Below are 25,050 nucleotides of genomic sequence, written 5' to 3'. Positions count from 1 at the left end.
GGGCCGGGACATGCGTTACATCACCGACCGCAAGCGGGCCCTCGGGCTGGGCGCGGCCAAGTCCGGGACCGAGCATCACTGGTTCATGATCGTCAGCGGCGTAGCCCTGGTGGGGCTGGTGCTGGCCTTCGTGCTGATCTTCGGCCGGGCGCTGGGGGCCTCGCATGACGAGGTGGTCGCCACCTTCTCGCGGCCCTTCCCGGCGCTGGTGGCGCTGCTGACGATCTGGGTCGGCATGCTGCATTTCCGCAAGGGCGCGCAGACCGCGATCGAGGATTACTCGCGCGGCGTCACCCAGAAAATCCTGCTGATCGTCAATATCTGCATCAGCTACACGGTCATGGCGGCCGGTCTTTACGCGGTCCTGCGGATCGCGATCTGAGTTACGGAGAACACGGGCACATGGCCGCTTACGAATACGAGACGCATGAATACGACGTGGTGGTGGTGGGCGCCGGCGGCGCGGGCCTGCGGGCCACGCTGGGCATGGCCGAACAGGGCCTGCGCACCGCCTGCATCACCAAGGTGTTCCCGACGCGGTCGCACACGGTGGCGGCCCAGGGCGGCATCGCCGCGTCCCTTGGCAACATGGGCCCCGATCACTGGCAATGGCACATGTACGATACCGTCAAGGGGTCGGACTGGCTGGGCGACACGGACGCGATGGAATACCTCGCCCGCGAGGCGCCCAAGGCGGTTTACGAGCTGGAACATTACGGCGTGCCGTTCTCGCGCACCGAAAAGGGCCGCATCTACCAGCGCCCGTTCGGCGGGCATACCACGGAATTCGGCGAAGGCCCGCCGGTGCAGCGCACCTGTGCCGCGGCGGACCGCACCGGGCACGCGATCCTGCACACGCTTTACGGCCAGTCGCTGAAACAGAAGGCCGAGTTCTTCATCGAGTATTTCGCCATCGACCTGATCATGTCGGACGATGGCGTGTGCCAGGGCGTCGTGGCGTGGAAGCTGGACGATGGCACGATCCATGTCTTTGCGTCCAAGATGGTGGTTCTGGCGACGGGCGGGTATGGCCGCGCCTATTTCAGCGCCACGTCTGCCCATACCTGCACCGGTGACGGCGGCGGGATGGTGGCGCGCGCGGGCCTGCCGCTGCAGGACATGGAATTCGTGCAGTTCCACCCCACGGGCATCTACGGCGCGGGCTGCCTGATCACCGAGGGCGCGCGCGGCGAAGGCGGCTATCTGACCAACTCGGAAGGCGAGCGGTTCATGGAACGCTATGCGCCGACCTACAAGGACCTGGCGTCGCGCGACGTGGTCAGCCGCTGCATGACCATGGAAATCCGCGAAGGCCGCGGCGTGGGCGAGCACAAGGACCACATCCACCTGAACCTGTCGCACCTGCCGCCCGAAACGCTGGCCGAACGCCTGCCGGGTATTTCCGAAAGCGCCAAGATCTTCGCCGGTGTCGATGTCACCAAGGAACCGATCCCGGTGCTGCCGACGGTGCATTACAACATGGGCGGTATTCCGACGAACTATTGGGGCGAGGTGCTGAACCCCAAGATCGGCAATCCCGACAATGTCGCGCCCGGCCTGATGGCCGTGGGCGAGGCGGGCTGTGCCAGCGTGCATGGCGCGAACCGGCTGGGCTCGAACTCGCTGATCGACCTGGTGGTGTTCGGCCGGGCGGCGGCGATCCGGGCCAAGGACGTGGTCGACCCCTCGACCAACGTGCCGGCACCCAACACGGCGTCGATCGACGCGGCGCTCGCGCGGTTCGACGGGCTGCGCCACGCCAAGGGCAATGTGTCCACCGCCGAACTGCGCCTTGAGATGCAGAAGACGATGCAGGCCGACGCGGCCGTCTTCCGCACCGACAAGACGTTGGCCGAAGGCTGTCAGAAGATGGCAGCCGTGGCGGGCAAGATGGACGACATCAAGGTCACCGACCGGTCGCTGATCTGGAACTCGGACCTGATGGAAACGCTGGAGCTGACCAACCTGATGCCCAACGCGCTGGCCACCGTGGTCAGCGCCGAGGCGCGCAAGGAAAGCCGCGGCGCCCATGCCCACGAGGATTACCCCGACCGCGACGATGCCAACTGGCGCAAGCACACGCTGTCCTGGGTCGAGGGCGCGCAGGTGCGGCTGGATTACCGCCCGGTGCATCTGGACCCGCTGACCACGCCCGAAGAGGGCGGCATCGACCTGAAGAAGATCGCGCCCAAGGCGCGTGTCTATTGAGGACACGGACATGGTTGAACTGACGCTGCCCAAGAACTCGGTCATCCGCACCGGCAAGACCTGGCCGCAACCCCAGGGCGCGACCAATGTGCGCGAGTTCCGCATCTACCGCTGGGACCCCGACACCGGGGAAAATCCGCGGGTGGACACCTATTTCGTCGATCTCGATACCTGCGGGCCGATGGTCCTGGACGCGCTGATCAAGATCAAGAACGAGATCGATCCGACGCTGACCTTCCGCCGGTCCTGCCGCGAGGGCATCTGCGGGTCTTGCGCGATGAACATCGACGGGATCAACACGCTAGCCTGCACCTATGGCATGGACGAGATCAAGGGGCCGGTGAAGATCTATCCCCTGCCGCACATGCCGGTGGTCAAGGACCTGGTGCCGGACCTGACGCATTTCTATGCCCAGCACGCCAGCGTCATGCCCTGGCTGGAGACGTCCACCAACGAACCGGCCAAGGAATGGCGCCAGTCCCCCGAGGACCGGAAAAAGCTCGACGGGCTTTACGAATGCATCATGTGCGCCAGCTGCTCGACCTCGTGCCCGTCCTACTGGTGGAACGGCGACAAGTACCTGGGCCCGGCCGCCCTGTTGCATGCCTATCGCTGGATCATCGATAGCCGCGACGAGGCGACGGGCGAGCGGCTGGACCAGCTGGAAGACCCGTTCAAGCTCTATCGCTGCCACACGATCATGAACTGCACCAAGACCTGCCCCAAGGGTCTGAACCCGGCCAAGGCGATCGCGTCGATCAAGAAGATGATGGTCGAGCGGGCGATCTGACGGCCGCGCGGCGCGGGGCGATGTTCCGATCCCGGGGATGAGGGCGGCGGGCTGAACGATGCTTGTTGCGCTGGGCCTTGTCGTCGCGGTCGTCCTGCTGGCGATCCATGCGCGTCCCGATATGCGCATGTGCCGCTGGCGCGAGGACCGGACGGGCCATGCCGAAGATCGGCGGAAATTCGTGTGCGCCGCCTGCGGGGCGGTCATGTTCACCGGCCCCGGCCAGCCGCCGCGCCGCTGCGCGCGCGGTGATCCCAAGGAGTAGCGCCATGACCACCCCGCCCCCGGACGCCGCCGCCCGCCGTGCCGCCCGCCCGGTGATCTGCTATCCGACCGAGACGCTGCCCGCACCCGACCTGGGGCTGTACGCCCGGGCGCGGGCGGAGGCGGAAAAGACCGGCGAGGTGCTGGTCCCGCCGCGCGCGGCGCGGTGCTTCCATGTGCCGGCGGGCGGATTTTTCCGCATCTCCTGCGTGGACGGGCCGCAGGTGGGCGATCTGAACCTGTGGAACGCCGCCGACCTGTCGGAACGGTTCTATTCCGGCAAGACGCGGGCGCTGCATGGCACGCACCTGACCACGGGGCACCGGATGTGGTCCTGTTTTCCGCATCTGCGCCCGATGGCGACGATCACCGCCGACAGCCTGTCCTGGTACGGGATCGACGCGGACGGGGCAGGGGTGCATGACGTGATCGGCACGCGCTGCGATCCCTATACCAACGCGCTGCTGGGCGGCGCGCCCTATCACCAGTGCTGCCACTCGAACCTTACCCGCGCGTTGGCCGCCGAAACCGGCCTGCCGCCGGCCGAGGTCGAGCGCCACGTGCATGACGTGCTGAACGTGTTCATGTGCACGGGCTTCACCCGCGACACGCATCAGTATTTCATGAAGGCCAGCCCCGTGCGGCCCGGCGACCACCTGGAATTCTTCGCCGAGATCGACCTTCTGGGGGCGCTGTCGGCCTGTCCGGGGGGCGATTGCGGGGCGGAACATTCCTCGGACACGGCGGCCTGTTTCCCGCTGCGGATCGAGGTCTTCGCGCCCGCGCCGGGTGTACTGAACGGATGGAAGCCGCCGACCCCCAACAGCTATGACCGCAGTCACGGCGCGTGACCTGCCCTCTTTTTCTTGGGAAAAATACTCACGGCCCGACGCCCGCCACCGGGCCTGCCGCCGGTCAGGCGAAGGCGGCTTCCAGGGCGATTTCCACCATGTCGCCAAAGCTTTGCTCGCGGTCGTCGGGCGCCATCGCCGCGCCGGTCATTAGATGGTCGGATACGGTCAGAACGGCCAGCGCGCGGGCGCCGTGGCGGGCGGCAAGAATGTACAGCTCGGCCGCCTCCATCTCGACGGCCAGAACCCCGTGGCGGGTCATCTGCTCGTTCAGGTCGGGGCGTTCGTCATAGAAAACGTCCGAGGAATAGATGCCGCCCACATGGGTCGGCACGCCGCGGGTCCTGGCGGCCGCATGCGCCGCGGCCAGCAGGCCGAAATCGGCACAGGGGGCGAAGTTCAGCTCGCGGAAGATGCCGCGCGACGGCGTGGAGAGGGTCGAGGCGGTCATCGCCAGGACGATGTCGCGCAGGGCGATGCTGGGCTGCATCGCGCCGGTCGAACCGATGCGGATCAGCGTTTTCGCGCCGTAATCGCGGATCAGTTCGTTCACGTAGATCGACAGTGACGGCATGCCCATGCCGCTGCCGTGTATGGTGACGCGGTGCCCCTTCCAGGTGCCGGTATAGCCCAGCATGCCGCGCACGCGGTTCACGCAGACAGCATCGGTCAGGAAGGTCTCGGCGGCCCATTTCGCGCGCATCGGGTCGCCGGGCAAGAGAACCGTTTCGGCGATCTCGCCGGGTTTCGCGCCGATATGGATAGTCATGGCAGGCTCCGCGTTGAGGTCGGCGGAACGGTATCGGGCCGGCGCGCCAAGGCCAAGGTTCCCGACGTGTCCGGTCGATGTCACGTTCGGGCCTTTTTCGCCGGGCAGGGTGATCGAAAAGGGGAATCGCGATGCAGACGTCTGAGCCGCAGGGCGCAACGGATCAAGGCTGGCTTACCCTCGGCGAGGGGTTTGCCTCGGGCGAGGTGTGGAGCCTGGCGATAGGGGCGTTCGTGGCCTATCTGCTGTGGTCGCTGGTGTCGTCGGGGCCGCGCAACGGCGATGGTGGCGGTGGCGGCTGGTTCGGCGATTGCGACGACGGGGGCGACGGCGGCGACTAGGTCGCGCGCGCCCCGGGGGTCACTTGCGGATGACGTTGTGCAAGCGCTCGTAGGGGGCGGTTTCGACCATGTGCCACACCAGGTCCGGCGAATCGGGCCGGTCGCGGCCGCTGGTGCGCACCAGGTAGGCCACGTAGAACGAGCTGAGCACGCCGGCGGCCAGCGAGGCGCAGCTTACGACGAGTTCGAGATCGGTCATGCCTGGTCTCCTTCCGGTGCAGGATAGCCCATCTCGGGGCGTGATGCCACCGTCGCGGGTGTCTTGCCCGCCGCCCTATGATCTGGGGTCTTTCTTCACGCTTTCAATGCAGCGGCGGATCGCGTCGGCGTCGGCCTGTGCCCGGTTGGCCCGGTCGGCCAGCAGATAGCGCCCCAGGCTGGCCGAGCCCGCCGCAAGCAGCGCCCCCAGCCCGATCAGCACCCCGGCCCCCAGCCCCAGCGTGCCCGCGGCGGTCAGCACCGCGGCAGTGGCCGCCGCGCCGAGGCCCACGTTCTGGATCGGCGCGAGCAGGGTATCGGCGGGGCGCGCGGCCTCGCGCGCATCGGCGCCGCGGTCGGCCGCAGCGCGCAGGAACCAGTCGTTCAGGGTGCGCGCCACCTCGGGGTCGTTCAGCTTGGCCATGCGGCGGCGCAGGTTGCTGGGGCCGACCGGGTCCAGCACCAGCGCGGCGATCGCGGCCTCGACCTCGTGCCAGTCGACGGTTTCGCCCAGCCCGTCGCGTGCCGCAAGCGCGATCAGCGCGTCGACGATGCGGAACGAAGGGGGCTGGGACATCGGCGGCACCGGCGGCAAGGGTCACCCCTTCCTAGCCCGCGGGGGGCCGCCGCTCAACTGCCGGCCGGCGCCGCCTATTCGGCGGCGACGGGGGCAGGGCCGATCAGCCCGACGATGTCGAACATGATCCGGTTCAGTTCGAAATCCTTGGGCGTATAGACCTTGGCCACGCCCATCGCCAGCAGCCGGCGCGCGTCCTCGTCAGGGATGATGCCGCCGACCACAACGGGGATGTGCATCAGGTCGTTTTCCTTCATCAGCCGCATCAGCGATTCCATCAGCGGGATGTGGCTGCCCGACAGGATCGACAGCCCGACCACGTCCACGCCGCCGTCCTTGGCCGTGGCGACGATTTCGGCGGGGGTCAGGCGGATGCCTTCATAGGTGATGTCCATGCCGCAGTCGCGGGCGCGGGCGGCGATCTGTTCGGCGCCGTTCGAATGGCCGTCCAGCCCCGGCTTGCCCACCAGAAGCTTGGGCCGGCGGCCAAGCTGTCCGGTCAGCGTGTCGACCGCGGCGCGGATTTCGTCCAGCCCCTCGGTACGGTTCGACGGGCTGGCCGACACGCCGGTCGGGCCGCGGTACTGTCCGAAGGTGGCGCGCATCACGTCGCCCCATTCGCCCGTGGTGGCCCCCGCCTTGGCCGCGGCGATGGACGGCGGCATGATGTTGGCCCCGGTGGCGGCGGCCTCGCGCAGCGCCTTGAGCGCGTGCTGCACGGCATCGTCGTCGCGGGCGTCGCGCCAGGCGTTCAGGCGGGCGATCTGGTCGGCCTCGACCTTGGGGTCGACGGTCATGATGGCGTCGTCGCCCGCGGTCAGCGGCGAGGGTTCGCCCTCGGTCCAGCGGTTCACGCCGACCACGACGGTGTCGCCGGTTTCGACCCGGGCGATGCGTTCGGCGTTCGATTCGACAAGGCGCGATTTCATGTGCTCGATGGCCGCGACGGCGCCGCCCATCCCGTCGATCTGGGCCAGTTCGGCGCGCGCGCCGTCCTTCAGTTCCTCGACCTTGGCGGCGACCACGGGGTTGCCGTCGAACAGGTCGCCATATTCCAGGAGGTCGGTTTCATAGGCCATGACCTGCTGCATGCGCATCGACCATTGCTGGTCCCAGGGGCGCGGCAGGCCCAGGGCCTCGTTCCAGGCGGGCAGCTGCACGGCGCGGGCGCGGGCGTTTTTCGACAGCGTCACGGCCAGCATCTCGATCAGGATGCGGTAGACGTTGTTTTCCGGCTGCTGTTCCGTCAGGCCGAGGGAGTTGACCTGCACGCCGTAGCGGAAGCGGCGGTATTTCGCATCCTCGACGCCGTAGCGGTCGCGGCAGATCTCGTCCCACAGCTCGACGAAGGCGCGCATCTTGCACATCTCGGTGACGAAGCGGATGCCCGCGTTCACGAAGAACGAGATGCGGCCGACCATTTCGGGGAAATCGGCCGGGTCGACCTTGGTCTGCAGGTCGTCCAGCACGGCCGTGGCGGTGGCCAGCGCGTAGGCCAGTTCCTGTTCGGGCGTCGCGCCGGCCTCTTGCAGGTGGTAGGAACACACGTTCATCGGGTTCCATTTCGGCAGGTGCGCGCGGGTATAGGCAGCGACGTCGGTGATCATCCGCAAGGACGGTTTCGGCGGGCAGATATAGGTGCCGCGCGAGAGATATTCCTTGATGATGTCGTTCTGGACGGTGCCCTGCAGTTTCGAGATGCCGGCGCCCTGTTCCTCGGCCACGGCGATATAGAGCGCGAGCAGCCAGGGCGCGGGCGCGTTGATCGTCATCGAGGTGTTCATCTGTTCCAGCGGGATGCCGTCGAACAGCGTGCGCATGTCGCCCAGATGCGCCACCGGCACGCCGACCTTGCCGACCTCGCCGCGGGCGAGTTCATGGTCGCTGTCATAGCCCGTCTGGGTGGGCAGGTCGAAGGCGACAGACAGGCCGGTCTGGCCCTTGGCGAGGTTCTTGCGATAGAGCGCGTTCGACGCCTGGGCCGTGGAATGGCCCGCATAGGTGCGGATCAGCCAGGGGCGGTCTTTGGTCGTTTCGGTCATGGCGCGCCTCGCGGGAACAGGTGGCAATAAAATTTCGCTCTCGCGGTGATACGGGAAAGAATCTGGCGATGTCAATTCGCTGCGTTGCGGCGTGGGGCGCAGCGGCGGGGACATAAAATTACTCATTCACTGCCTTTGTCTATTGCAAAATTGCGCAGCGAATTCTATTTCACCTGAACCTGCCGGGCGATTCTGCGCTGCGGCGACAACATGAGCGACATGGAGGCCCCGATGGCACTCGACACCAACCCGTCCGTCGTCCCCTACGAGGCGCCCGAGAAAGAGCTGTACGAGATCGGCGAGATGCCGCCGCTCGGCTACGTGCCGCCCAAGATGTATGCCTGGGCGATTCGCCGCGAACGCCACGGCGACCCCGACAAGAGTTTCCAGGTCGAGGTGGTGGACACCCCCGAGATCGACAGCCACGAGGTTCTGGTTCTCGTGATGGCCGCGGGCGTGAACTATAACGGTATCTGGGCCGGTCTGGGCGTGCCCGTGTCGCCCTTTGACGGGCATGGCGCGCCCTATCACATCGCGGGGTCGGACGCCTCGGGGATCATCTGGGCCGTGGGGTCGGCGGTGAAGAACTGGAAGGTGGGCGACGAGGTCGTGATCCACTGCAACCAGGACGACGGCGACGACGAAGAGTGCAACGGCGGCGACCCGATGTTCAGCCCCAGCCAGCGGATCTGGGGCTATGAAACCCCGGACGGGTCGTTCGCGCAGTTCACCCGCGTGCAGGCGCAGCAATTGCTGCCCCGGCCCAAGCACCTGACCTGGGAAGAATCGGCCTGCTACACGCTGACGCTGGCCACCGCCTACCGGATGCTGTTCGGCCATCATCCGCATGAGCTGAAGCCCGGCCAGAACGTGCTGGTCTGGGGGGCCTCGGGCGGGCTGGGGTCCTTCGCGATCCAGCTGATCAACACGGCGGGCGCCAACGCGATCGGGGTGATCTCGGACGAATCCAAGCGGGATTTCGTGATGGACCTGGGCGCCAAGGGGGTCATCAACCGCAAGGATTTCAAGTGCTGGGGGCAACTGCCCAAGGTCAACACGCCGGAATACAAGGAGTGGTTCGGCGAGGCGCGCAAGTTCGGCAAGGCGATCTGGGACATCACCGGCAAGGGCAACAATGTCGACATGGTGTTCGAGCACCCGGGCGAGGCGACCTTCCCGGTGTCCACCTTCGTGGTGAAACGCGGCGGCATGGTGGTGATCTGCGCCGGGACCTCCGGGTTCAACCTGACGATGGACGCGCGCTATGTCTGGATGCACCAGAAGCGCATCCAGGGCAGCCACTTCGCCCACCTGAAACAGGCCGCCGCCGCCAACCGGCTGATGTGCCAGCGCCGCCTGGACCCCTGCATGTCGGAGGTGTTCCCCTGGGCGGAAATCCCGGCCGCGCATCTCAAGATGCTGCACAACGAGCACAAGCCCGGCAACATGGCGGTGCTGGTGCAGGCGCCGCGCACTGGGTTGCGCACCTTCGAGGACGTGCTGGAGGCCCGGACGGGCGCCTGAGGCGGCCCGAAAGGTAAAGGTTTCGCGTTGCGGGCACGGCCCGGACCGGCATTGCCGGCCCGGGCCGTTTCCTGTCCGAGGGGCCGTTGGGCGTTGCCGGACGGCCACACCGGGGAAATCAAGGCCTTGGAATCCCTCACCTCACCATTTCTGGGGAGTGAAAATCGGTGAATATCTCGGAAAGTTAACTCGTGCTAGGCTTGTGTTAACGCTTCATTAACCACTTGGGGAAGAAAACCATGAAACACGAGTGGCTGATCGACATTCTCGGGGATCTCAGGAATTATGCCCGCAAGAACGGGTTGGTCGCGCTCTCGGAAGAGTTGTCCACCTGCCAGGCCCTGGCCGCGGTGGAGATCTCTTCGCTTGAGGCTGCGCCCGCGTGCGCGGAAGCTGGGGGAAACGGGGCCTGCCGGGCCCCGGTGGGAATAACGACGGGTAATGAAAGACGTCTTAGAATCGTTCCTCGACCGCTTGCAACGGGCAACGACGCTTGAGCATCTTCAGCTTGCGACCGAGGAACTGCGCGACCATTACGGCGTAAGCCATGTCGTCTATCACTGGGTGAATAGCGTCGGAGAGCGCTACGGGGCGGGCACATACAGCACCGATTGGGTCGACCGATACCTGGAATGCGATTACCTGCGGATGGACCCGGTCATCCTTGGCTGCTTTCAGCGATTCCACCCGATCGACTGGAAGCAGCTGGATTGGTCATCCAAGTCGGCGCGGGCCTTCTTTGCCGATGCGGTGGCCCACGGGGTCGGGAATCAGGGATTCTCGGTGCCGATACATGGCCCCAAGGGACAGTTCGCCCTGTTCACGGTGAACAACAGCTGTACCGATACCGAGTGGGAACGCTTCATCGAGGCGAACAAGCGCGACCTGATCCTGATCGCGCATGATTTCAACCGGAAAGCCCTGGAATTCGAACGTGGCGCGGACCCCGCGCCCACCGCCGCGCTGTCGCCGCGCGAGCTGTCGGCGATGACGTTGCTGGCCAAGGGGCTGAGTCGCGCGCAGGCGGCCGACGAGTTGCAGATCTCGGAACACACGCTTCGGGTCTATATCGAGGCCGCGCGCCACAAGCTGGGGGCGCTGAACACCACCCATGCGGTCGCGCGCGCGCTGAGCGCGGGGCTGATCGTGCTGTAACGGCAACAGTTCGTGTTCACGATGCGTTCTGTTGCGCTGCGTTGCAGAAACGGCGCGCAGCGTTAGGGCAGCGGTAACCAAGCCCTTCGTAATTTCCTTCCCGTCAGCGACTGGGAAAGGGCTTACCGAAATGCTTCGTTACATCTACGGCGTCGATCTCCACAAGTTCCCGCGTCTGCGCGATACGATGTTCCGCGATCGCGCGATCCAGTTCCACGACCGCCTGGGCTGGGAGGTCAGCGTGAACGACAAGGGCGAGGAGCGTGACCAATACGACGCGCTGAACCCGCTTTACGTGATCTGGGAACGCGCCGACGGCACCCATGGCGGGTCGATGCGGTTCCTGCCGACGACCGGGCGGACCATGGTGAACGAACATTTCCTGCACCTGACCGACGGCGTGCGCATCGAAAGCCCGCTGATCTGGGAATGCACCCGCTTCTGCCTGGCGCCCGACGCGGGGCGCGAGGTGTCGGCGGCGCTGGTGCTGGGCGCGGGAGAAGTGATGGCGCAATTCGCGATCGAGCATTTCGTGGCCGTGTTCGATCCGCGGATGGAACGCATCTATCGCCTGCTGGGCGTGGAACCCGACGTGATCGGCACCGCCGGTGAAGGCCGCGACAAGATCGCCGTGGGTCTGTGGGAAATGAAGCCCGAGGCCTGGCCGCGCACGCTGCGCCGCCTGGGTATTTCGCGCGAGACCTCGCTGGAATGGTTCAACGCCGCGTTCTCGGCCGCCGCGCCCGAGAAAAAGAGCATCCTGGAAGCGGCCTGATCGCGCTGGCCCCCCATGGGCGGTGCCTGTAGGCTCCGCCCATGAGCGTTCCTGCCCTTGTTTTTTCCGATGACCAGGCCGAGGCCCATGACCGCGTGGCAGAGATGCTGCGCGGTGTCGGCGTGGATATAGACGCGGGCGCGCTGACCCCCCGGGCGGAGGGGAAAGAGGCGCTTTTGGCGATCACCGGCAAGGCCGGGTCCGGCAAGACGATGTTGCTGTCCCGGCTGGTCGGGGCGCTGGAGGAGGCGGGCGTCGAAACCGTTTCGGGCGATTACGAGGGGCGGCGGCGCCGCGACCGGCGCACGCTGGCGATCCTGGCGCCGACCAACAAGGCGGCGAGCGTGCTGCGCACCCGCGGGGTGCCCGCCACGACGATTCACCGCATCATCTATACCCCGGTCTACGACCCCGAATACGAGAAGATCGCCGAGTGGCTGACCGGCGAGGGCGAGCGGCCCCAGATCGAGGGGCTGACCGAGGCGGCGCTGGATCGCGCGCACGCGTTTTACCAAAGCGTCAAGTCGGTGCCCGGCGCGCTGGCCGCCGCGGGGCTGCGGGGCAGCGATTTCATCAAGGGCTGGAAGCGGCGCGACGAGCCGCTGGATATCGGCTTCGTCGACGAGGCCTCGATGCTGGACGCGCGGCAATTCGACGACCTCAAGGAGCTGTTCCCGGCGCTGGTGCTGTTCGGCGATCCCGCGCAGCTGGCCCCGGTGAACCAGTCGGGCGCGATGGTGTTCGACGGGCTGCCCGAGGCGCAGAAGCTGACCCTGCACCGGGTGCACCGGCAGGCCGACGACAACCCGATCCTGGACCTGGCGCACGCGCTGTCCGACCCCGACCTGGGGTTCGAGGCGTTCGAGCGGATGGTCGAACAGGCCGCCGCACGCGACGACCGGGTGGTGGTCGCGCCGCGCGTCGATTCCGACCTGATGGCGCGGTCGCCCGTGCTGGTCTGGCGCAACGCCACGCGCATCCGGCTGATCCATGCCTTTCGCCGGGCCCATGGCGCCCCCGAGGACGCGCTGTTGTCGGGCGAGCCGTTGATCTGCGACGGCATCGAACTGCCGCTGAAGCACCGGCGCAAGCGGCTGGACCTGGAGGCGCGGGGGCTGATCAAGGGGGCGCAGGTGATCTATCTGGGCCCCGGCCGCAAGCCCGGCTTCTCGCGGCTGCACGTCATCGGGGCCGAAGATCCGCAGATCTCGGCCGCCTCGATCGTCAAGATCGAGCTGCCCGAGGAAGAAGAGCCGTTCATCCCATTTGCCGCCAACATGGGCGCGGCCTTCCTGCACGGGGCGGCGGTGACGATCCACAAGGCGCAAGGATCGCAATGGGAAGCGGTGCAGGTGTTCGCGCCCGACCTGTGGGCGGCGGCGCGGGCGGGCCGCAGCGAGGCCGGGCAACCGCTGTGGAAACGGTTGGCCTATGTGGCGATCACGCGGGCCGAAAAGCGGCTGATCTGGGTCACGCGCTATCGCCTGGGGCGGCCCGCCCGGCCGCTGGGCACCGACGACCTGGTGGCGCCGGCCGCGCCGCTGACCCTGACGCCGGGGGGCGAGGAGGGCTGAGGCCGGGTCAGCCCCGGACCAGCCGGAACAGCGCCGAAGCGCCCCAGCCCGCGCCGATGGCGATGGCCAGCGACAGGATGCCGTAGACCAGCGGCCGTTCGTGCGCCAACGTGTAGGTCCAGCGTTCCAGCCCCACCTTGCGCACGCCGATCGTCGTGTCATAGGCGTCGATCACGGTGCCCTCGCGGGTCAGGAAGATGCGCGTCGTGTAATCGCCCTCGGTCAGGTTTGCCGGCAGCGCGATCGAGGTGCGGAACAGCGTGTCCTCGCTGAGCGTCACGGCGCCGGGCAATTCCTGGTACAGCCCCTTGTCCTTGCGGATGCGGATCAGCGCCTCGGTGAAGGTCTGGGCATCGGCGGATTCGGTCGCGCTGCCGACGGCGCGGATCGCCCGCTGGATCGAGACCTTGCGGCGCAGGTCCTCGGTATCGGACAGCGTCTCGGCCAGCGGCGCGGTGGCGGCAACGGCGTAAAAGCTGGGGGCGGCGTCGATCTCGACCGCGTCGGTGTTGACCCAGATGCCGGCGCGGCGGTCCTTGCGCCGGACGGTGACGGGGGTCGAGGGGCCCGCCACGGTGACGACGACATGCAGCGGGCCCGCGGGCAGGGGGGCCTCGCGGCGGACCGCGCCGAAGATCAGGATCTCGGATCCGGCGAAATTGGTGGTGATCGCGACGCGGGTCTGGCTGAGCCCGGCGACGACCGTTTCTCCCCGCGCCGGAAGCGCCGCGAAAAGGCACAGCAAAAGCACCCGCCACAGCATCAGCGCGGCCCCATCGCGATGGAATACAGCTCGTCGGGGCGCACCAGCAGGTCGCGGGCCAGCATGCCGCAGACCGCCAGCACCAGCACCGCAAGCAGGATGCGCAGCTGTTCGGCCTTCATCCGCAGGCCGATCTGCGTGCCGATCTGCGCCCCGATCACGCCGCCCACCAGCAACAGCAGCGCCAGGCCGAGGTCGACGGTATAGTTCGTGGTGGCGTGCAACAGCGTGCTGAAGCCGGTGACGAAGATGATCTGGAACAGCGAGGTGCCGACCACCACCTTGGTCGGCATGCCGAGGATGTAGATCATCGCCGGCACCATGATGAAACCGCCGCCCACCCCCATGATCGCCGCCAGCACGCCCACCGCCGCCCCCACGACCAGCGGCGGGATCACCGAGATGTAAAGCCCCGAGGTGCGGAACCGCATCTTGAAGGGCAGCGCGTGGACCCAGGTGCGCTGGCGCCGCTTGGGCGTGGTCTTGCCGCCGCGCATCCGGCGGATGGTGCGCAGGCTTTCGACCAGCATCAGAAGGCCGATCACGCCGAGGAACACGACGTAGCACAGCTTGACCAGAAGATCGACCTGGCCCTGCTGGCGCAGGATGTTGAAGATCGCGATACCGGCCGCCGCACCCGCAAGCCCGCCGATCAGCAGCACCGTGCCCATTCGGAAATCGACCGTCTTGCGCCGGAGATGGGCGAGCACGCCGGAAAAGGACGAGGCCACCGTCTGGCTGGCCGAGGTGGCGACCGCGACGGCGGGCGGGATGCCCACGAAGAACAGAAGCGGCGTGATGAGGAACCCGCCGCCCACCCCGAACATGCCCGAGAGAATGCCCACCAGCCCGCCCAGCCCCAAAAGCAGAAAGGCGTTTACGGAAACCTCGGCGATGGGCAGGTAAATCTGCATGTATGGTCCCTAATGCCTTGGGCCCGGTTCTGGCAAGGTGGCTGCGCGCCCTAGCGTTCCTTCACGTAGGGCTCGCCGCCGGCGCGGGGAGGGATCGCCCGGCCGACGAACCCTGCCAGGATCACCACGGTCAGGATATAGGGCAGCGCGTCCATCACCTGCACCGGAACCACGATGCCGCCGAGGTCGATATTCTGGTAGCGCAGCGCGACCGCCTGCAACAGCCCGAACAGAAGCGTGGCCGAAAGCGCATACCAGGGCCGCCATTTCGCGAAGATCAGCGCGGCCAGCGCGATGTAACCCCGCCCCGCGGTCATGTCCTTGACGAAGCCCGCCTGCAGCGCGGTGGCGAGATAAGCCCCCGCGATGCCGCACAGCACGCCGCAGATGGCGACGGCGGCATAGCGCGTGGCGACGACCGAGACACCGGCGGTGTCCAGCGCCTCGGGGCTGTCGCCGACCGCGCGCAGGCGCAGGCCAAAGCGGGTGCGGAACAGCAGCCACCAGGTGAAGGGTACCATCGCGAAGGCGAAATAGACGGGGATCGTGTGGCCCGAGATCAGGTCGTGGTAGACGGGGCCGAGGATCGGCACCGGTTGCAGGGTTTCGGCGAAGGGCAGGGTGATCGGGTTGAACCGTGCACCTCCCAGAAGGGACGGCGTGCGTCCGCCCTGGGAAAACCAGTCCTGCGCGATGACGACGGTCAGGCCCGCGGCCAGAAAGTTGATCGCCACGCCCGAGATCAACTGGTTGCCGCGGAAGGTGATCGAGGCAAGGCCATGGATGCCCGCCAGCACCATCGACGACACTATCCCCGCCAGCAGCCCCAGCCAGACCGACCCGGTGACGGCGGCGGTGGCGGCGGAAAAGAAGGCCGCGAACAGCATCTTGCCCTCGAGCCCGATGTCGAAGATGCCGGCGCGTTCGGAAAACAGCCCCGCAAGGCAGGCCAGCAAAAGCGGCGTGGCCAGCCGCACGGTGGAGTCGAGCACCTGCAGGATCGTGGCGAAATCCATCAGGCGCGCCCCTTTCGCAGGCCCAGGAACAGCCGTTCCAGCGGCATCCGCACCATGTTGTCCAGCGCCCCGGTGAACAGGATGACAAGCGCCTGGATCACCACGATGAGTTCACGCGGAATGTCCGTCCACAGCGCCAGTTCCGCGCCGCCCTGGTAGAGAAACCCGAACAGGATCGCGGCGAGGAATACGCCGAACGGGTGGCTGCGCCCCATCAGCGCGACCGCGATGCCGATGAAGCCCGCCCCCTCGACCGAGTTCAGCACCAGCCGTTCGGCCTCGCCCATCACGTTGTTCACCGCCATCAGCCCCGCCAGCGCACCCGAGATCAGCATCGCCGCCATGACGATGCGCACGGGCCGGATGCCGGCATAGATCGCCGCGGGTTCGGAATGGCCCTGCGCGCGGATTTCATAGCCCAGCCGCGTGCGCCAGATCAGCAGGTAGACGAGGATGCAGGCCGCCACCGCGATCAGGAAGCTGATATTGGCGGGCGCGGCACGGGAAAACGCGATGCCGAAGGGCGCCAGCAGGTCATGCAGCGTGGGCAGGTGGGTGCCGTTGGGGAATTTCGCGGTGGCCGGGTCCATCGAGCCGACGGGCCGCATGACATTGACCAGCAGGTAGTTCAGCACCGCCGCGCCGATGAAGTTGAACATGATCGTGGTGATGACGATATGGCTGCCGCGCTTGGCCTGAAGCCAGGCCGGGATCGCCGCCCAGGCCGCGCCGAACAGTGCCGCGCCGATCACGGCGGCGGGCAGAGCCAGCGTCCAGTGCGGCCAGGGCAGCGCCAGGCACACAAGCGCGACGCCCAGCCCCCCCAGCGTCGCCTGCCCCTCGCCGCCGATGTTGAACAGCTTGGCGTGAAAGGCCACCGCGACCGCGAGCCCGGTGAAGATGAAATTCGTCGCGTAATAAAGGGTATAGCCCCAGGCATAGGTCGACCCCAGCGCGCCGGTGACCATCATCTTGACGGCGGCGACCGGGTCTTCGCCGATGGCGATGATCACGACGGCCGACAGCAGGAAGGCCAGCACCAGGCTGATCAGCGGGATCAGCACCACGTCGGCCCATTTCGGCATCACGTCGCGCATCAGGCCGCCTTTCCGTTCATGCCCGCCATCATCAGGCCCAGTTCCATCTCGTCGGTTTCGCCGGGCAGGCGTTCGCCCATGATGCGGCCGTCGAACATCACCGCGATGCGGTCGGACATCGACAGGATTTCCTCTAGCTCGACGCTGACCAGCAGCACGGCCTTGCCGGCATCGCGCAGGTCCAGGATGCGCTGGTGGATGAACTCGATCGCGCCGATATCGACGCCGCGGGTGGGCTGGCCGACAAGCAGCAGGTCGGGGTTGCGCTCGATTTCGCGCGCCAGCACGATCTTTTGCTGGTTGCCGCCCGAGAAGTTCCGCGCGGCAAGGCCGGGGTTCGGCGGGCGCACGTCGAAGCGTTCCATCTTTTCCTCGGCCAGCCGCCGGATGCCCGCATTGTCCATCAGCGCGCGGTTCTTCTGGTAGGCAGGGTCGTGGTGATAGCCGAAAACCACGTTCTCCCACGCCATGAACGGCATGATCAGCCCTTCGCGCTGGCGGTCCTCGGGGACATGGGCGATGCCGCGGGCGCGGCGCGACTGGCCGTCGGAATGGCGCCCGGTCAGGTCGATCGCGTCGCCGTTGATGCGCACGGTGCCGGTGCCGGGGATCATGCCGCCCAGCACCTCCAGTAATTGCGACTGGCCGTTTCCGGCGACGCCCGCGATTCCCAGGATTTCGCCCGCGCGCACGTTCAGCGACACGCCCTTCAGCCGTTCGACCCCGTCCTCGTCGGTCACGCGCAGGTTCTCGACCTCCAGAACGGTGCGGCCGGGGGTGGCGGGTTTCTTGTCTATTCTCAACAAGACCTTGCGGCCGACCATCAACTCGGCCAGTTCCTCGGGGCTGGTCTGCGCCGTCTCAAGAGTGGCCGTCATCTGCCCGCGGCGCATGACGGAAACCGTGTCGGTGATCGCCATGATCTCGCGCAGCTTGTGGGTGATCAGGATGATCGTCTTGCCCTCGGACTTGAGGTTTTTCAATATCCGGAACAGGTGGTCGGCCTCGGCGGGGGTCAGCACGCCGGTGGGTTCATCCAGGATCAGGATATCGGCCTGCCGATAAAGCGCCTTGAGGATTTCAACGCGCTGTTTCATGCCGACGCCCAGTTCCTCGATCAGCGCGTCGGGGTCGACGTTCAACTCGTAATCCTCGGCCAGCGATTTCAGCACGCCGCGCGCCTTGGCCAGCGACGGTTTCAGAAGCCGCCCCTCCTCGACGCCGAGGATCACGTTTTCCAGCACGGTGAAATTCTCGACCAGCTTGAAATGCTGGAACACCATGCCGATGCCGGCGCGGATCGCGGCCTGGCTGTCGGGGATCTGGGTGCGCTGGCCGCCGATCAGGATCTCGCCCGCATCGGCCTTGTAGAAACCGTAGAGGATCGACATCAGCGTGGACTTGCCCGCGCCGTTTTCGCCCACGATGCCGTGGATGGTGCCGGGCATGACCCTGAGCGAGATATCGCGGTTCGCCTGAACCGGCCCGAACGCCTTGGATATCCCTTTCAGTTCGATGGCCGGGGCGGCGGCCCGCCCCCCGGTCTGCCCGTCCCCCCCCATGCCGTGTCACTTCACCGGGCAGGTGTTGTCGGACATGTAGTCATGCACCGCGATCTCGCCCGCGATGATCTTGGCCTTGGCGTCCTCGACCGCGGCCTGCATCTCTTCCGTCACGAGATCGGCGTTGTGTTCGTCCACCGCATAGCCCACGCCATCCTCGGCCAGGCCCAGAACGAAGATGCCGGTTTCCAGGTCCGCGCCCGCCTTGAAGGCGTTGTAGACCGCGACGTCCACGCGTTTGACCATCGAGGTCAGCACCTGGCCCGGGTGCAGGTAGTTCTGGTTGCTGTCCACGCCGATCGACAGGATCCCCTCGTCGGCGGCGGTCTGCAGCACGCCCACCCCGGTGCCCCCGGCGGCGGCATAGATCACGTCGGCGCCCTGGGAAATCTGCGCCCGGGTCAGTTCACCGCCCTTGACGGGGTCGTTCCAGGCCGCGGGCGTCGTGCCGGTCATGTTCTGGATCACGGTGGCGTCCGGGTTCACCGCCTTGACGCCCTGCGCATAGCCGCAGGCGAACTTGCGGATCAGCGGGATGTCCATCCCCCCGATAAAGCCCACGGTGTTCGATTCCGACGCCATCGCGGCCATCATCCCGACCAGATAGCTGCCTTCATGTTCGGAAAAGACAATCGAGCGCACGTTGGGCGCGTCCACCACCATGTCGATGATCTGGAATTTCGTGTCCGGGTAGTCGGCGGCGACCTCTTCCAGCACCGACCCGAAGGCGAAGCCCGCCATCACGATGGGGTTCAGCCCGGCCTCGGCGAAGCGGCGCAGCGCTTGTTCGCGCTGGGCCTCGGACTGCAGCTCGATCTCGCGATAGCTTTCGCCGGTTTCGGCCTTCCATTTCTCGGCCCCGCCGAAGGCCGCCTCGTTGAACGACTTGTCGAACTTGCCGCCCAGGTCATAGACCATCGCCGGTTCGGCCAGTGCACCCCCCGCGCTCACGGCCAGCGCGGCACCCGCGCCCAGAAGTTTCTGCATCAGCGTCATCGAACTCTCTCCCGGTTGGTTGTCGGACAGGGCGCAGGTCGTGCGCACGGGCCGTTTCGGCCTTGGTACCGACCGATTAAGGCCGCAGCCCCGGGAAAGCGTCAACCGAATTCTGGGTGCTGTCGCAGCGTCAGGGGGCAAGCGCCTTGGCGAGGATCAGCGCGTCGACCGCGCCGCCGTCGGGGGCGGTGCAATAGCCCGGCCGCAGCCCCGCCGGGGCATAGCCCGCCGCCGCGTAAAGTGCGCGCGCGGGGGTGTTGTCGGCAGCCACCTCGAGAAAGGCGCGCGCGGCGCCCCGGCTGCGGGCCGCGGCCTCGAAGGCGGCGAGCCGTGCCCGGCCGAGGCCATGGCGGCGCGCGGCCGGCGCGACGGCCAGAGTCAGCAGCTCGGCTTCGTCCGCGACGGCGCGGCCCAGCGCAAAGGCTGTCGCGTCGCCGGCCAGAAAGACCCCGGAACCGGCCAGAAGCGCGGCGAATTCGGCCGCGCTCCAGGGGCACGGATGGGTGAAACACACCGCGTGCAGCGTCGCCAGGTCGGCGGGCGAGGGGGGCGGCGCGCTCACGGCAGGATCACCGGGGGCGGGTCCGAAGGCGGGGCGGCATCGGCCGGGCGCAGGTAAAGCGGCGCGGGGCGGGGCAGGGACTGGCCCAGGCGCGTGGCCGCGATGCGCGCGATGGCGGGGCCGATGCCCGCGGCCAGGGGCGGCGCCACGGGCAGGCCCAGCGTGGCCGCCAGCGCCTCGGCGCCGGGGCCGACCAGGCGGGTGCCCGGCGGCAGGTCGAACGCATGGGGCAGCTCGGCCGGGGCCAGCTGTTGCGGCGTGCCCTGCGCCTGCCCGTCGATCACGGTTTGCACATAGAGCGTGTCGCGCGGGGCGGGCAGGATGGCCAGCACCGGCCCCTCCAGCCCCAGCGCGAGCGCCTCGAACCCGGTCACGCCCACCGCCGACACGTCCAGGCCCAGCGCCAGACCCCGCGCCGCCGACACCGCGATGCGGATGCCGGTGAAATTGCCGGGGCCCACGCCGACGCCGATCCCGTCGAGATCGCGCCAGCCGATCCCGGCCGCGTCCAGCATTTCGCCCAGCAACGGCATCAGCCGCTCGGCCTGGCCGCGCCCCATCTCTTCGCGGCGCGCGGCCACGATCGCGCCGCCCGACAACAGCGCGGCCGCGCAATGCGCGGCCGACGTGTCGAAAGCCAGAACGATGGGGGCCGGGCGCATCACACCTCTTCGGCGACCGGGCGGACCTCGGTGACCTCGGGGATGTAGTGGCGCAGCAGGTTCTCGATCCCCATCTTCAGCGTCAGTGTCGAGGACGGGCAGCCCGCGCAGGCGCCCTGCATGTGCAGGTAGACCACGCCGCGGTCGAAACCGTGAAAGGTGATGTCGCCGCCATCCTGGGCCACGGCAGGGCGCACGCGGGTGTCCAGCAACTGCTTGATCTGGTTGACGATATCGGAATCGGGGCCGTCATGGTCGGCATGCGCCGCCGCAGCCTCGCCGATGATCGCGGGCTGACCCGACTGGTAATGTTCCATGATCGCGCCAAGGATCGCGGGCTTGACGTGATCCCACTCGACCCCGTCGGCCTTGGTGACGGTGACGAAATCCGTGCCGAAAAACACCGCCCGCACGCCCTCCACCGCGAAGATGCGGGTCGCCAGCGGCGAGCGATCCGCCCCCTCGGCGCTGGGGAAATCCGCGGTGCCCGCCTCCAGCACCGCCTGGCCGGGCAGGAATTTCAGCGTCGCGGGGTTCGGGGTGGATTCGGTCTGGATGAACATGAGTCTATTCCTTAGCTTTCCACTCGGATATGCGCCGGGCCGTGGGAAATGTCAATGTTTCGCAGGTTTCCGCACCGCTCAGCACACGGCCTCCAGACCTTCCTTGGACAGCCCGCCGGGCACGATCGTCATCGGCACGGGCAGGCTGCCGGCACTCTTGGTCAGCTGGCTGACCAGCGGCCCCGGCCCCTTCTTGTCGACGCCGGCGCCCAGCACCAGAACCCCGATCTGCGGATCGTCGCGGATCTGGGCCAGGATCTCGGGCACGGGTTCGCCCTCGCGGATCACCAGTTCGGGATCGATCCCCTGGCGGTCGCGCATCCACTTGGCGAATACCTCGAAATGCGCCTCGATCCGCTCGCGCGCCTCTTCGCGCATGATCTCGCCTACGCCGATCCAGTGGTTGAACTCGTCGGGGGGAATCACCGACAGGATCTGCACCCCGCCGCCGGTCTTGGCCGCCCGCATCGCCGCAAAGCGCATGGCGTTCAGACATTCCCGGCTGTCGTCGAGGATCACGAGGAACTTGCGCATGCGTGCCCTCCCTGGAAACCGCGGGTCAGCATGGCGCAGGCGCCTTGCGCTGGCAACTCCCCGCTGTGCCGACGCCCGTCGCTTTCTTCCTGGCCGAAATACCCGCGCGCGGAACGCCCGCGGCCCGGAACGGGCCGCGCCACGCCCAACGCCGGGCAAGCGGGGCGCAGCCCCGCGCGGCCCGGGGGCGGGAGCGCCCCCTCAGCCGGCCGAATGCGCCCAGTCCCAGTACAGCTCGCGCACCTTTTGCGTCACCGGGCCGGGCTGGTATTGCACGTCGTCGAAGGCCTTGACCGGCGTGACCTTCATCATGTTGCCCGACAGGAACACCTCGTCGGCACCGCGAAAATCGTCGAAGGACAGCACGGTTTCATGCACCGCGATCCCCTCGGCCTTCAGGTTCGCGATATGGCGCGCGCGGGTGATGCCGGCCAGGAAGGTGCCGTTGGCGATGGGTGTGAATATCTCGCCATCCTTGACCATGAACACGTTGGCGGTGGCGGTTTCGGCCACGTTGCCCATGGCGTCGGCCACTAGCGCGTTGCCGAATCCCTTGGCGCGCGCCTCGGCCAGCATCCGCGCGTTGTTGGGGTACAGGCAGCCCGCCTTGGCGTTGACCACCGCGCAATCCAGCGTGGGCCGGCGGAACCGGGTCGTCGTCAGGGTCGTCGCACTGCCGGGCGCGGCCATCGGGATTTCCTCCAGGCTGATCGCAAAGCCCGTCGCCCCCAGCTTCGGCACCACGCCCAGGAAATCGCCCTCGAGCGCCCAGTACATCGGCCGGATATAGACCGCGGTGTCCTCGGGATAGGTCCGCAGCCCGTCCCAGACGATGTCGTGCATCTCCTGCGCGCCGAGCGTGGGCGTGATCATCAGCGCCTCGGCGGACCGGTTCACCCGTTCGCAATGGGCCATCAGGTCGGGGGCGATTCCCTCGAAATAACGCGCGCCGTCGAACACCGTGGTGCCCAGCCAGCTGCCATGGTCGGCGGCCCGCATCACGGGGATGTCGCTGCGGTGCCAGGTGCCCTCGAAATAGGTTCGGATGTTGTTGCCGGTGGCCATGAGTCACCCCCTCTCGTGAAAACCCGCGCACCCTAGACCCGGGCGCGGGGGGCGTCCAGACGCCAATGGGGGCGCCCCCGGCGGGGCGGCCGGGGGCGCCTGGGCAGAGCGGACCGGGGCAGGGCCGCACGCCCGGGACCCGGGGACAGGCGCGGGCGGACATCCGCGCGCCGGACTTGGGGATTCGGCGCGTGCCCCGGGGCCGGCCGGACAGGGCCGGGTGGCGTCATCCTGTGCGCAACCGGATTCGGAATCGTGTCACGCGGGAATCGATTTTGTGAAACATGCGCATCGCGCGGCCGGTTCGCGCAGGCCTACCCCCCGACCGGGCTGCAAAGTTCCACGAGGTAGCCGTTCGGATCGGTCACATAGGCGGTGGTCTGGCCCCAGGGTTCGGCGCGTGGGGCCTGGATGATCGTGGCGCCGGCCGCCTGCGCCCGGTCCACCGCCGCGGCCACGTCGTCGGTTTCAAGCGCGATCTCGAAAACCGGGCCGTTCGGATCGGGCCGCCCCGGCGTCTTGCCCAGCTGTGTCATCAGGTCCCTGGACGAGAAGGCCAGTCTCGTGTTGCCGGTCGCCAGCTCGCCATAGGCGTTCGACTCATGCAGGAATCCCGGTTCCAGCCCGAAGGCGCGCGTATAGAAGTCCAGCGTGGCGGGCACGTCGTCGACGTAAAGGATGGTATAGCGGAACTTCATGGCAAGCCTTCTTCCCATTTGGTCGGGAAAGCCTGCCATGGACGGCGTCACCTGTCGCGTGGAACCTGCGCCCGCGGCTAGTCCGAGACCTTTTTCACGAATTCCGACTTCAGGCCCATCTGCCCGAAGCCGGGGATCTTGCAGTCGATGTCGTGATCGCCGTCGACCAGCCGGATATTCTGCACCTTGGTGCCGACCTTCAGCATCGAGGACGCCCCCTTGACCTTGAGGCTCTTGATGACCGTCACGGTGTCGCCGTCCTTGAGGATGTTGCCCACGGCATCGCGTACCTGCGCGTCCGCGTCCGCGTCCGTGTCGGCAGCGGCATCTGGCGACCATTCATGGCCGCATTCGGGGCACATCAGCAGCGCGTCGACCTGGTAGGTGAAGGCGGAGCCGCAGTCGGGGCAGGGGGGCAGGCTATCGGGCATTGTCGGGGTCCTTGGGTTACGCGCCGACCATGCCGACGATTTCATAGGTGCGTTTCAGGATCGGTGCGGCGATCGCGTTGGCGCGTTCGGCCCCGCCCGCGAGGATGCGGTCGATCTCGGCGGGGTCCTGCATCAGCCGGCCCATCTCGGTGGTGATCGGTTCCAGCCGGGCCACCGCGAGATCGGCGAGCGAGGGCTTGAACGTGCCGAATTGCTGGCCGCCATGTTCGGCGATCACCTGTTCGGGGGTCATCTCGGCCAGCGCGGCGTAGATGTTCACCAGGTTGCGGGCCTCGGGCCGGCCCTCCAGCCCGTCCAGCGTTTCGGGCAGCGGTTCGGGGTCGGTCTTGGCCTTGCGGATCTTCTTGGCGATGGTGTCCGCGTCATCGGTCAGGTTGATCCGGCTCATGTCGGAGGGATCGGATTTCGACATCTTCTTGGACCCGTCGCGCAAGGACATAACGCGGGTCGCCGCACCCTCGATCACCGGTTCGGCCAGCGGGAAGAAATCGACGCCGAAATCGTTGTTGAACTTGGCCGCGATGTCGCGGGTCAGTTCCACGTGCTGTTTCTGGTCCTCGCCCACGGGGACGTGGGTCGCATGATAGACCAGGATGTCGGCGGCCATCAGCGCGGGATAGGCGAACAGGCCCAGCGAAACGTTCTCGGAATTCTTGCCGGCCTTGTCCTTGAACTGGGTCATCCGCTGCATCCAGCCAAGGCGCGCCACGCAGTTGAAGATCCAGCCCAGTTGCGCGTGCGCGGGCACGGCGCTTTGGTTGAACAGGATGGATTTCGCCGGGTCGATGCCAGAGGCGATGAAACCCGCCGCCAGTTCGCGCGTCGCATGGGTCAGCTTGGCGGGGTCCTGCCAGACGGTGATCGCGTGCAGGTCGACGATGCAATAGACCGTTTCGAGCCCGCCCTGATCCTGCGTCTCGACGAAACGCTTGAGCGCGCCGAGATAGTTGCCCAGCGTCAGCCCGCCCGAGGGCTGGATGCCGGAAAAGACGCGCGGTGTGTGGACCACCTCGGCCATGGGATCATCTCCGTCTGGAATTCGTTGCTCCGCTCGCTTACCCATGCGGGGGAACACCGTCAACCAAAGGCCCGTGCCGC

The 25,050-nt window shown here is 67.3% G+C and carries 28 protein-coding genes; 10 read left to right on the top strand and 18 right to left on the bottom strand.

Annotated elements, in window-relative coordinates; genetic code table 11:
- Nucleotides 1–10: 10 nt before the first annotated feature.
- From sdhD to EV662_RS13895, 5 genes are read left to right on the top strand one after another with little or no spacing between them, the layout of a single operon-like run.
- Nucleotides 11–382, top strand: coding sequence for a succinate dehydrogenase, hydrophobic membrane anchor protein (gene sdhD, locus EV662_RS13915; protein WP_132463689.1), 372 nt, complete (start codon nucleotides 11–13; stop codon nucleotides 380–382).
- A 20-nt stretch (nucleotides 383–402) separates the two neighbouring features.
- The gene (sdhA, locus tag EV662_RS13910; RefSeq protein ID WP_132463686.1) at nucleotides 403–2,208 is read left to right on the top strand and encodes a succinate dehydrogenase flavoprotein subunit; all 1,806 of its coding nucleotides are present in this window, start codon (nucleotides 403–405) and stop codon (nucleotides 2,206–2,208) included.
- Nucleotides 2,209–2,218: 10 nt separating this feature from the next.
- Complete coding sequence (locus EV662_RS13905) at nucleotides 2,219–2,998, top strand: succinate dehydrogenase iron-sulfur subunit (protein ID WP_132463683.1); 780 nt, start codon at nucleotides 2,219–2,221, stop codon at nucleotides 2,996–2,998.
- 58 nt (nucleotides 2,999–3,056) lie between these two features.
- On the top strand, nucleotides 3,057–3,263 hold the full coding sequence (locus EV662_RS13900) for a hypothetical protein (protein ID WP_132463680.1): 207 nt from the start codon (nucleotides 3,057–3,059) through the stop codon (nucleotides 3,261–3,263).
- Between the two features lie 4 nt (nucleotides 3,264–3,267).
- Complete coding sequence (locus EV662_RS13895) at nucleotides 3,268–4,113, top strand: urea carboxylase-associated family protein (RefSeq protein ID WP_132463677.1); 846 nt, start codon at nucleotides 3,268–3,270, stop codon at nucleotides 4,111–4,113.
- Nucleotides 4,114–4,177: 64 nt separating this feature from the next.
- Here EV662_RS13895 and deoD read toward each other — a convergent pair whose 3' ends face one another.
- Nucleotides 4,178–4,882, bottom strand: coding sequence for a purine-nucleoside phosphorylase (gene deoD, locus EV662_RS13890; RefSeq protein ID WP_132463674.1), 705 nt, complete (start codon nucleotides 4,880–4,882; stop codon nucleotides 4,178–4,180).
- A gap of 131 nt (nucleotides 4,883–5,013) precedes the next feature.
- Here deoD and EV662_RS13885 point away from each other — a divergent pair, with 131 nt between their 5' ends.
- Nucleotides 5,014–5,223: a hypothetical protein gene (locus EV662_RS13885; protein WP_132463671.1), complete on the top strand. Its 210-nt coding sequence runs from the start codon at nucleotides 5,014–5,016 to the stop codon at nucleotides 5,221–5,223.
- Nucleotides 5,224–5,242: 19 nt separating this feature from the next.
- Here EV662_RS13885 and EV662_RS13880 read toward each other — a convergent pair whose 3' ends face one another.
- The 3 genes from EV662_RS13880 to EV662_RS13870 form a co-directional block, all read right to left on the bottom strand.
- Nucleotides 5,243–5,422 (bottom strand): hypothetical protein, encoded by a 180-nt coding sequence (locus tag EV662_RS13880; RefSeq protein WP_132463668.1) that lies wholly within the window; start codon nucleotides 5,420–5,422, stop codon nucleotides 5,243–5,245.
- A gap of 75 nt (nucleotides 5,423–5,497) precedes the next feature.
- A complete protein-coding gene (locus EV662_RS13875; RefSeq protein WP_132463665.1) occupies nucleotides 5,498–5,998 on the bottom strand; it encodes a hypothetical protein in 501 nt (166 codons plus the stop codon).
- A gap of 74 nt (nucleotides 5,999–6,072) precedes the next feature.
- Nucleotides 6,073–8,040 carry a methylmalonyl-CoA mutase family protein gene (locus EV662_RS13870; RefSeq protein ID WP_481883019.1) on the bottom strand — a complete coding sequence of 656 codons (1,968 nt, stop codon included), beginning with the start codon at nucleotides 8,038–8,040 and terminating at the stop codon, nucleotides 6,073–6,075.
- 231 nt (nucleotides 8,041–8,271) lie between these two features.
- Between EV662_RS13870 and ccrA the strand changes: the two genes are divergently transcribed.
- The 4 genes from ccrA (at nucleotide 8,272) to EV662_RS13850 (ending at nucleotide 13,068) form a co-directional block, all read left to right on the top strand.
- Entirely contained in the window at nucleotides 8,272–9,564 is a 1,293-nt protein-coding gene (gene ccrA / locus EV662_RS13865; protein ID WP_132463918.1) for a crotonyl-CoA carboxylase/reductase, read from the top strand.
- A gap of 441 nt (nucleotides 9,565–10,005) precedes the next feature.
- Nucleotides 10,006–10,719, top strand: a complete 714-nt coding sequence (locus EV662_RS13860; protein ID WP_132463659.1) for a helix-turn-helix transcriptional regulator — start codon at nucleotides 10,006–10,008, stop codon at nucleotides 10,717–10,719.
- A gap of 130 nt (nucleotides 10,720–10,849) precedes the next feature.
- Nucleotides 10,850–11,494 (top strand): acyl-homoserine-lactone synthase, encoded by a 645-nt coding sequence (locus EV662_RS13855; protein ID WP_132463656.1) that lies wholly within the window; start codon nucleotides 10,850–10,852, stop codon nucleotides 11,492–11,494.
- 41 nt (nucleotides 11,495–11,535) lie between these two features.
- Entirely contained in the window at nucleotides 11,536–13,068 is a 1,533-nt protein-coding gene (locus EV662_RS13850) for an ATP-dependent DNA helicase (RefSeq protein WP_132463653.1), read from the top strand.
- A gap of 7 nt (nucleotides 13,069–13,075) precedes the next feature.
- On the opposite strand, the gene EV662_RS13845 is transcribed toward EV662_RS13850, so the two are convergent.
- The 14 genes from EV662_RS13845 to trpS form a co-directional block, all read right to left on the bottom strand.
- Nucleotides 13,076–13,831, bottom strand: a complete 756-nt coding sequence (locus tag EV662_RS13845; protein WP_132463650.1) for a TIGR02186 family protein — start codon at nucleotides 13,829–13,831, stop codon at nucleotides 13,076–13,078.
- Nucleotides 13,831–14,745: a sulfite exporter TauE/SafE family protein gene (locus EV662_RS13840; RefSeq protein ID WP_132463647.1), complete on the bottom strand. Its 915-nt coding sequence runs from the start codon at nucleotides 14,743–14,745 to the stop codon at nucleotides 13,831–13,833. Before EV662_RS13840 ends, EV662_RS13845 begins: the two co-directional genes overlap by 1 nt.
- A gap of 50 nt (nucleotides 14,746–14,795) precedes the next feature.
- Nucleotides 14,796–15,761 (bottom strand): ABC transporter permease, encoded by a 966-nt coding sequence (locus EV662_RS13835; RefSeq protein WP_132463644.1) that lies wholly within the window; start codon nucleotides 15,759–15,761, stop codon nucleotides 14,796–14,798.
- Nucleotides 15,761–16,858, bottom strand: a complete 1,098-nt coding sequence (locus EV662_RS13830) for an ABC transporter permease (RefSeq protein ID WP_132463641.1) — start codon at nucleotides 16,856–16,858, stop codon at nucleotides 15,761–15,763. The genes EV662_RS13835 and EV662_RS13830 overlap by 1 nt, the downstream gene beginning before the upstream one ends.
- Nucleotides 16,858–18,420 carry an ABC transporter ATP-binding protein gene (locus tag EV662_RS13825; RefSeq protein WP_132463638.1) on the bottom strand — a complete coding sequence of 521 codons (1,563 nt, stop codon included), beginning with the start codon at nucleotides 18,418–18,420 and terminating at the stop codon, nucleotides 16,858–16,860. The genes EV662_RS13830 and EV662_RS13825 overlap by 1 nt, the downstream gene beginning before the upstream one ends.
- 6 nt (nucleotides 18,421–18,426) lie before the next feature.
- Nucleotides 18,427–19,416, bottom strand: coding sequence for a BMP family lipoprotein (locus EV662_RS13820; protein WP_132463635.1), 990 nt, complete (start codon nucleotides 19,414–19,416; stop codon nucleotides 18,427–18,429).
- Nucleotides 19,417–19,546: 130 nt separating this feature from the next.
- A complete protein-coding gene (locus tag EV662_RS13815; RefSeq protein ID WP_132463632.1) occupies nucleotides 19,547–19,978 on the bottom strand; it encodes a GNAT family N-acetyltransferase in 432 nt (143 codons plus the stop codon).
- Nucleotides 19,975–20,640 carry a tRNA (adenosine(37)-N6)-threonylcarbamoyltransferase complex dimerization subunit type 1 TsaB gene (tsaB, locus tag EV662_RS13810; RefSeq protein WP_132463629.1) on the bottom strand — a complete coding sequence of 222 codons (666 nt, stop codon included), beginning with the start codon at nucleotides 20,638–20,640 and terminating at the stop codon, nucleotides 19,975–19,977. Before tsaB ends, EV662_RS13815 begins: the two co-directional genes overlap by 4 nt.
- Nucleotides 20,640–21,203 carry a NifU family protein gene (locus tag EV662_RS13805; RefSeq protein WP_132463626.1) on the bottom strand — a complete coding sequence of 188 codons (564 nt, stop codon included), beginning with the start codon at nucleotides 21,201–21,203 and terminating at the stop codon, nucleotides 20,640–20,642. The genes tsaB and EV662_RS13805 overlap by 1 nt, the downstream gene beginning before the upstream one ends.
- 78 nt (nucleotides 21,204–21,281) lie before the next feature.
- Nucleotides 21,282–21,737 carry a universal stress protein gene (locus EV662_RS13800; protein ID WP_132463623.1) on the bottom strand — a complete coding sequence of 152 codons (456 nt, stop codon included), beginning with the start codon at nucleotides 21,735–21,737 and terminating at the stop codon, nucleotides 21,282–21,284.
- Nucleotides 21,738–21,938: 201 nt separating this feature from the next.
- The gene (locus EV662_RS13795) at nucleotides 21,939–22,802 is read right to left on the bottom strand and encodes a branched-chain amino acid aminotransferase (RefSeq protein WP_132463619.1); all 864 of its coding nucleotides are present in this window, start codon (nucleotides 22,800–22,802) and stop codon (nucleotides 21,939–21,941) included.
- Between the two features lie 314 nt (nucleotides 22,803–23,116).
- Complete coding sequence (locus EV662_RS13790; RefSeq protein WP_132463616.1) at nucleotides 23,117–23,500, bottom strand: VOC family protein; 384 nt, start codon at nucleotides 23,498–23,500, stop codon at nucleotides 23,117–23,119.
- 77 nt (nucleotides 23,501–23,577) lie between these two features.
- Nucleotides 23,578–23,931 (bottom strand): zinc ribbon domain-containing protein YjdM, encoded by a 354-nt coding sequence (locus EV662_RS13785; RefSeq protein ID WP_132463613.1) that lies wholly within the window; start codon nucleotides 23,929–23,931, stop codon nucleotides 23,578–23,580.
- Nucleotides 23,932–23,947: 16 nt separating this feature from the next.
- Nucleotides 23,948–24,970: a tryptophan--tRNA ligase gene (trpS, locus tag EV662_RS13780; protein WP_132463610.1), complete on the bottom strand. Its 1,023-nt coding sequence runs from the start codon at nucleotides 24,968–24,970 to the stop codon at nucleotides 23,948–23,950.
- Nucleotides 24,971–25,050: the final 80 nt, after the last annotated feature.

Origin of the sequence: Rhodovulum marinum, from assembly GCF_004343075.1 — a bacterium.
Classification (GTDB): domain Bacteria; phylum Pseudomonadota; class Alphaproteobacteria; order Rhodobacterales; family Rhodobacteraceae; genus Rhodovulum; species Rhodovulum marinum.
Note: the sequence above shows the minus strand (reverse complement) of the source record. Positions and strands in the feature narration are given on the sequence as shown.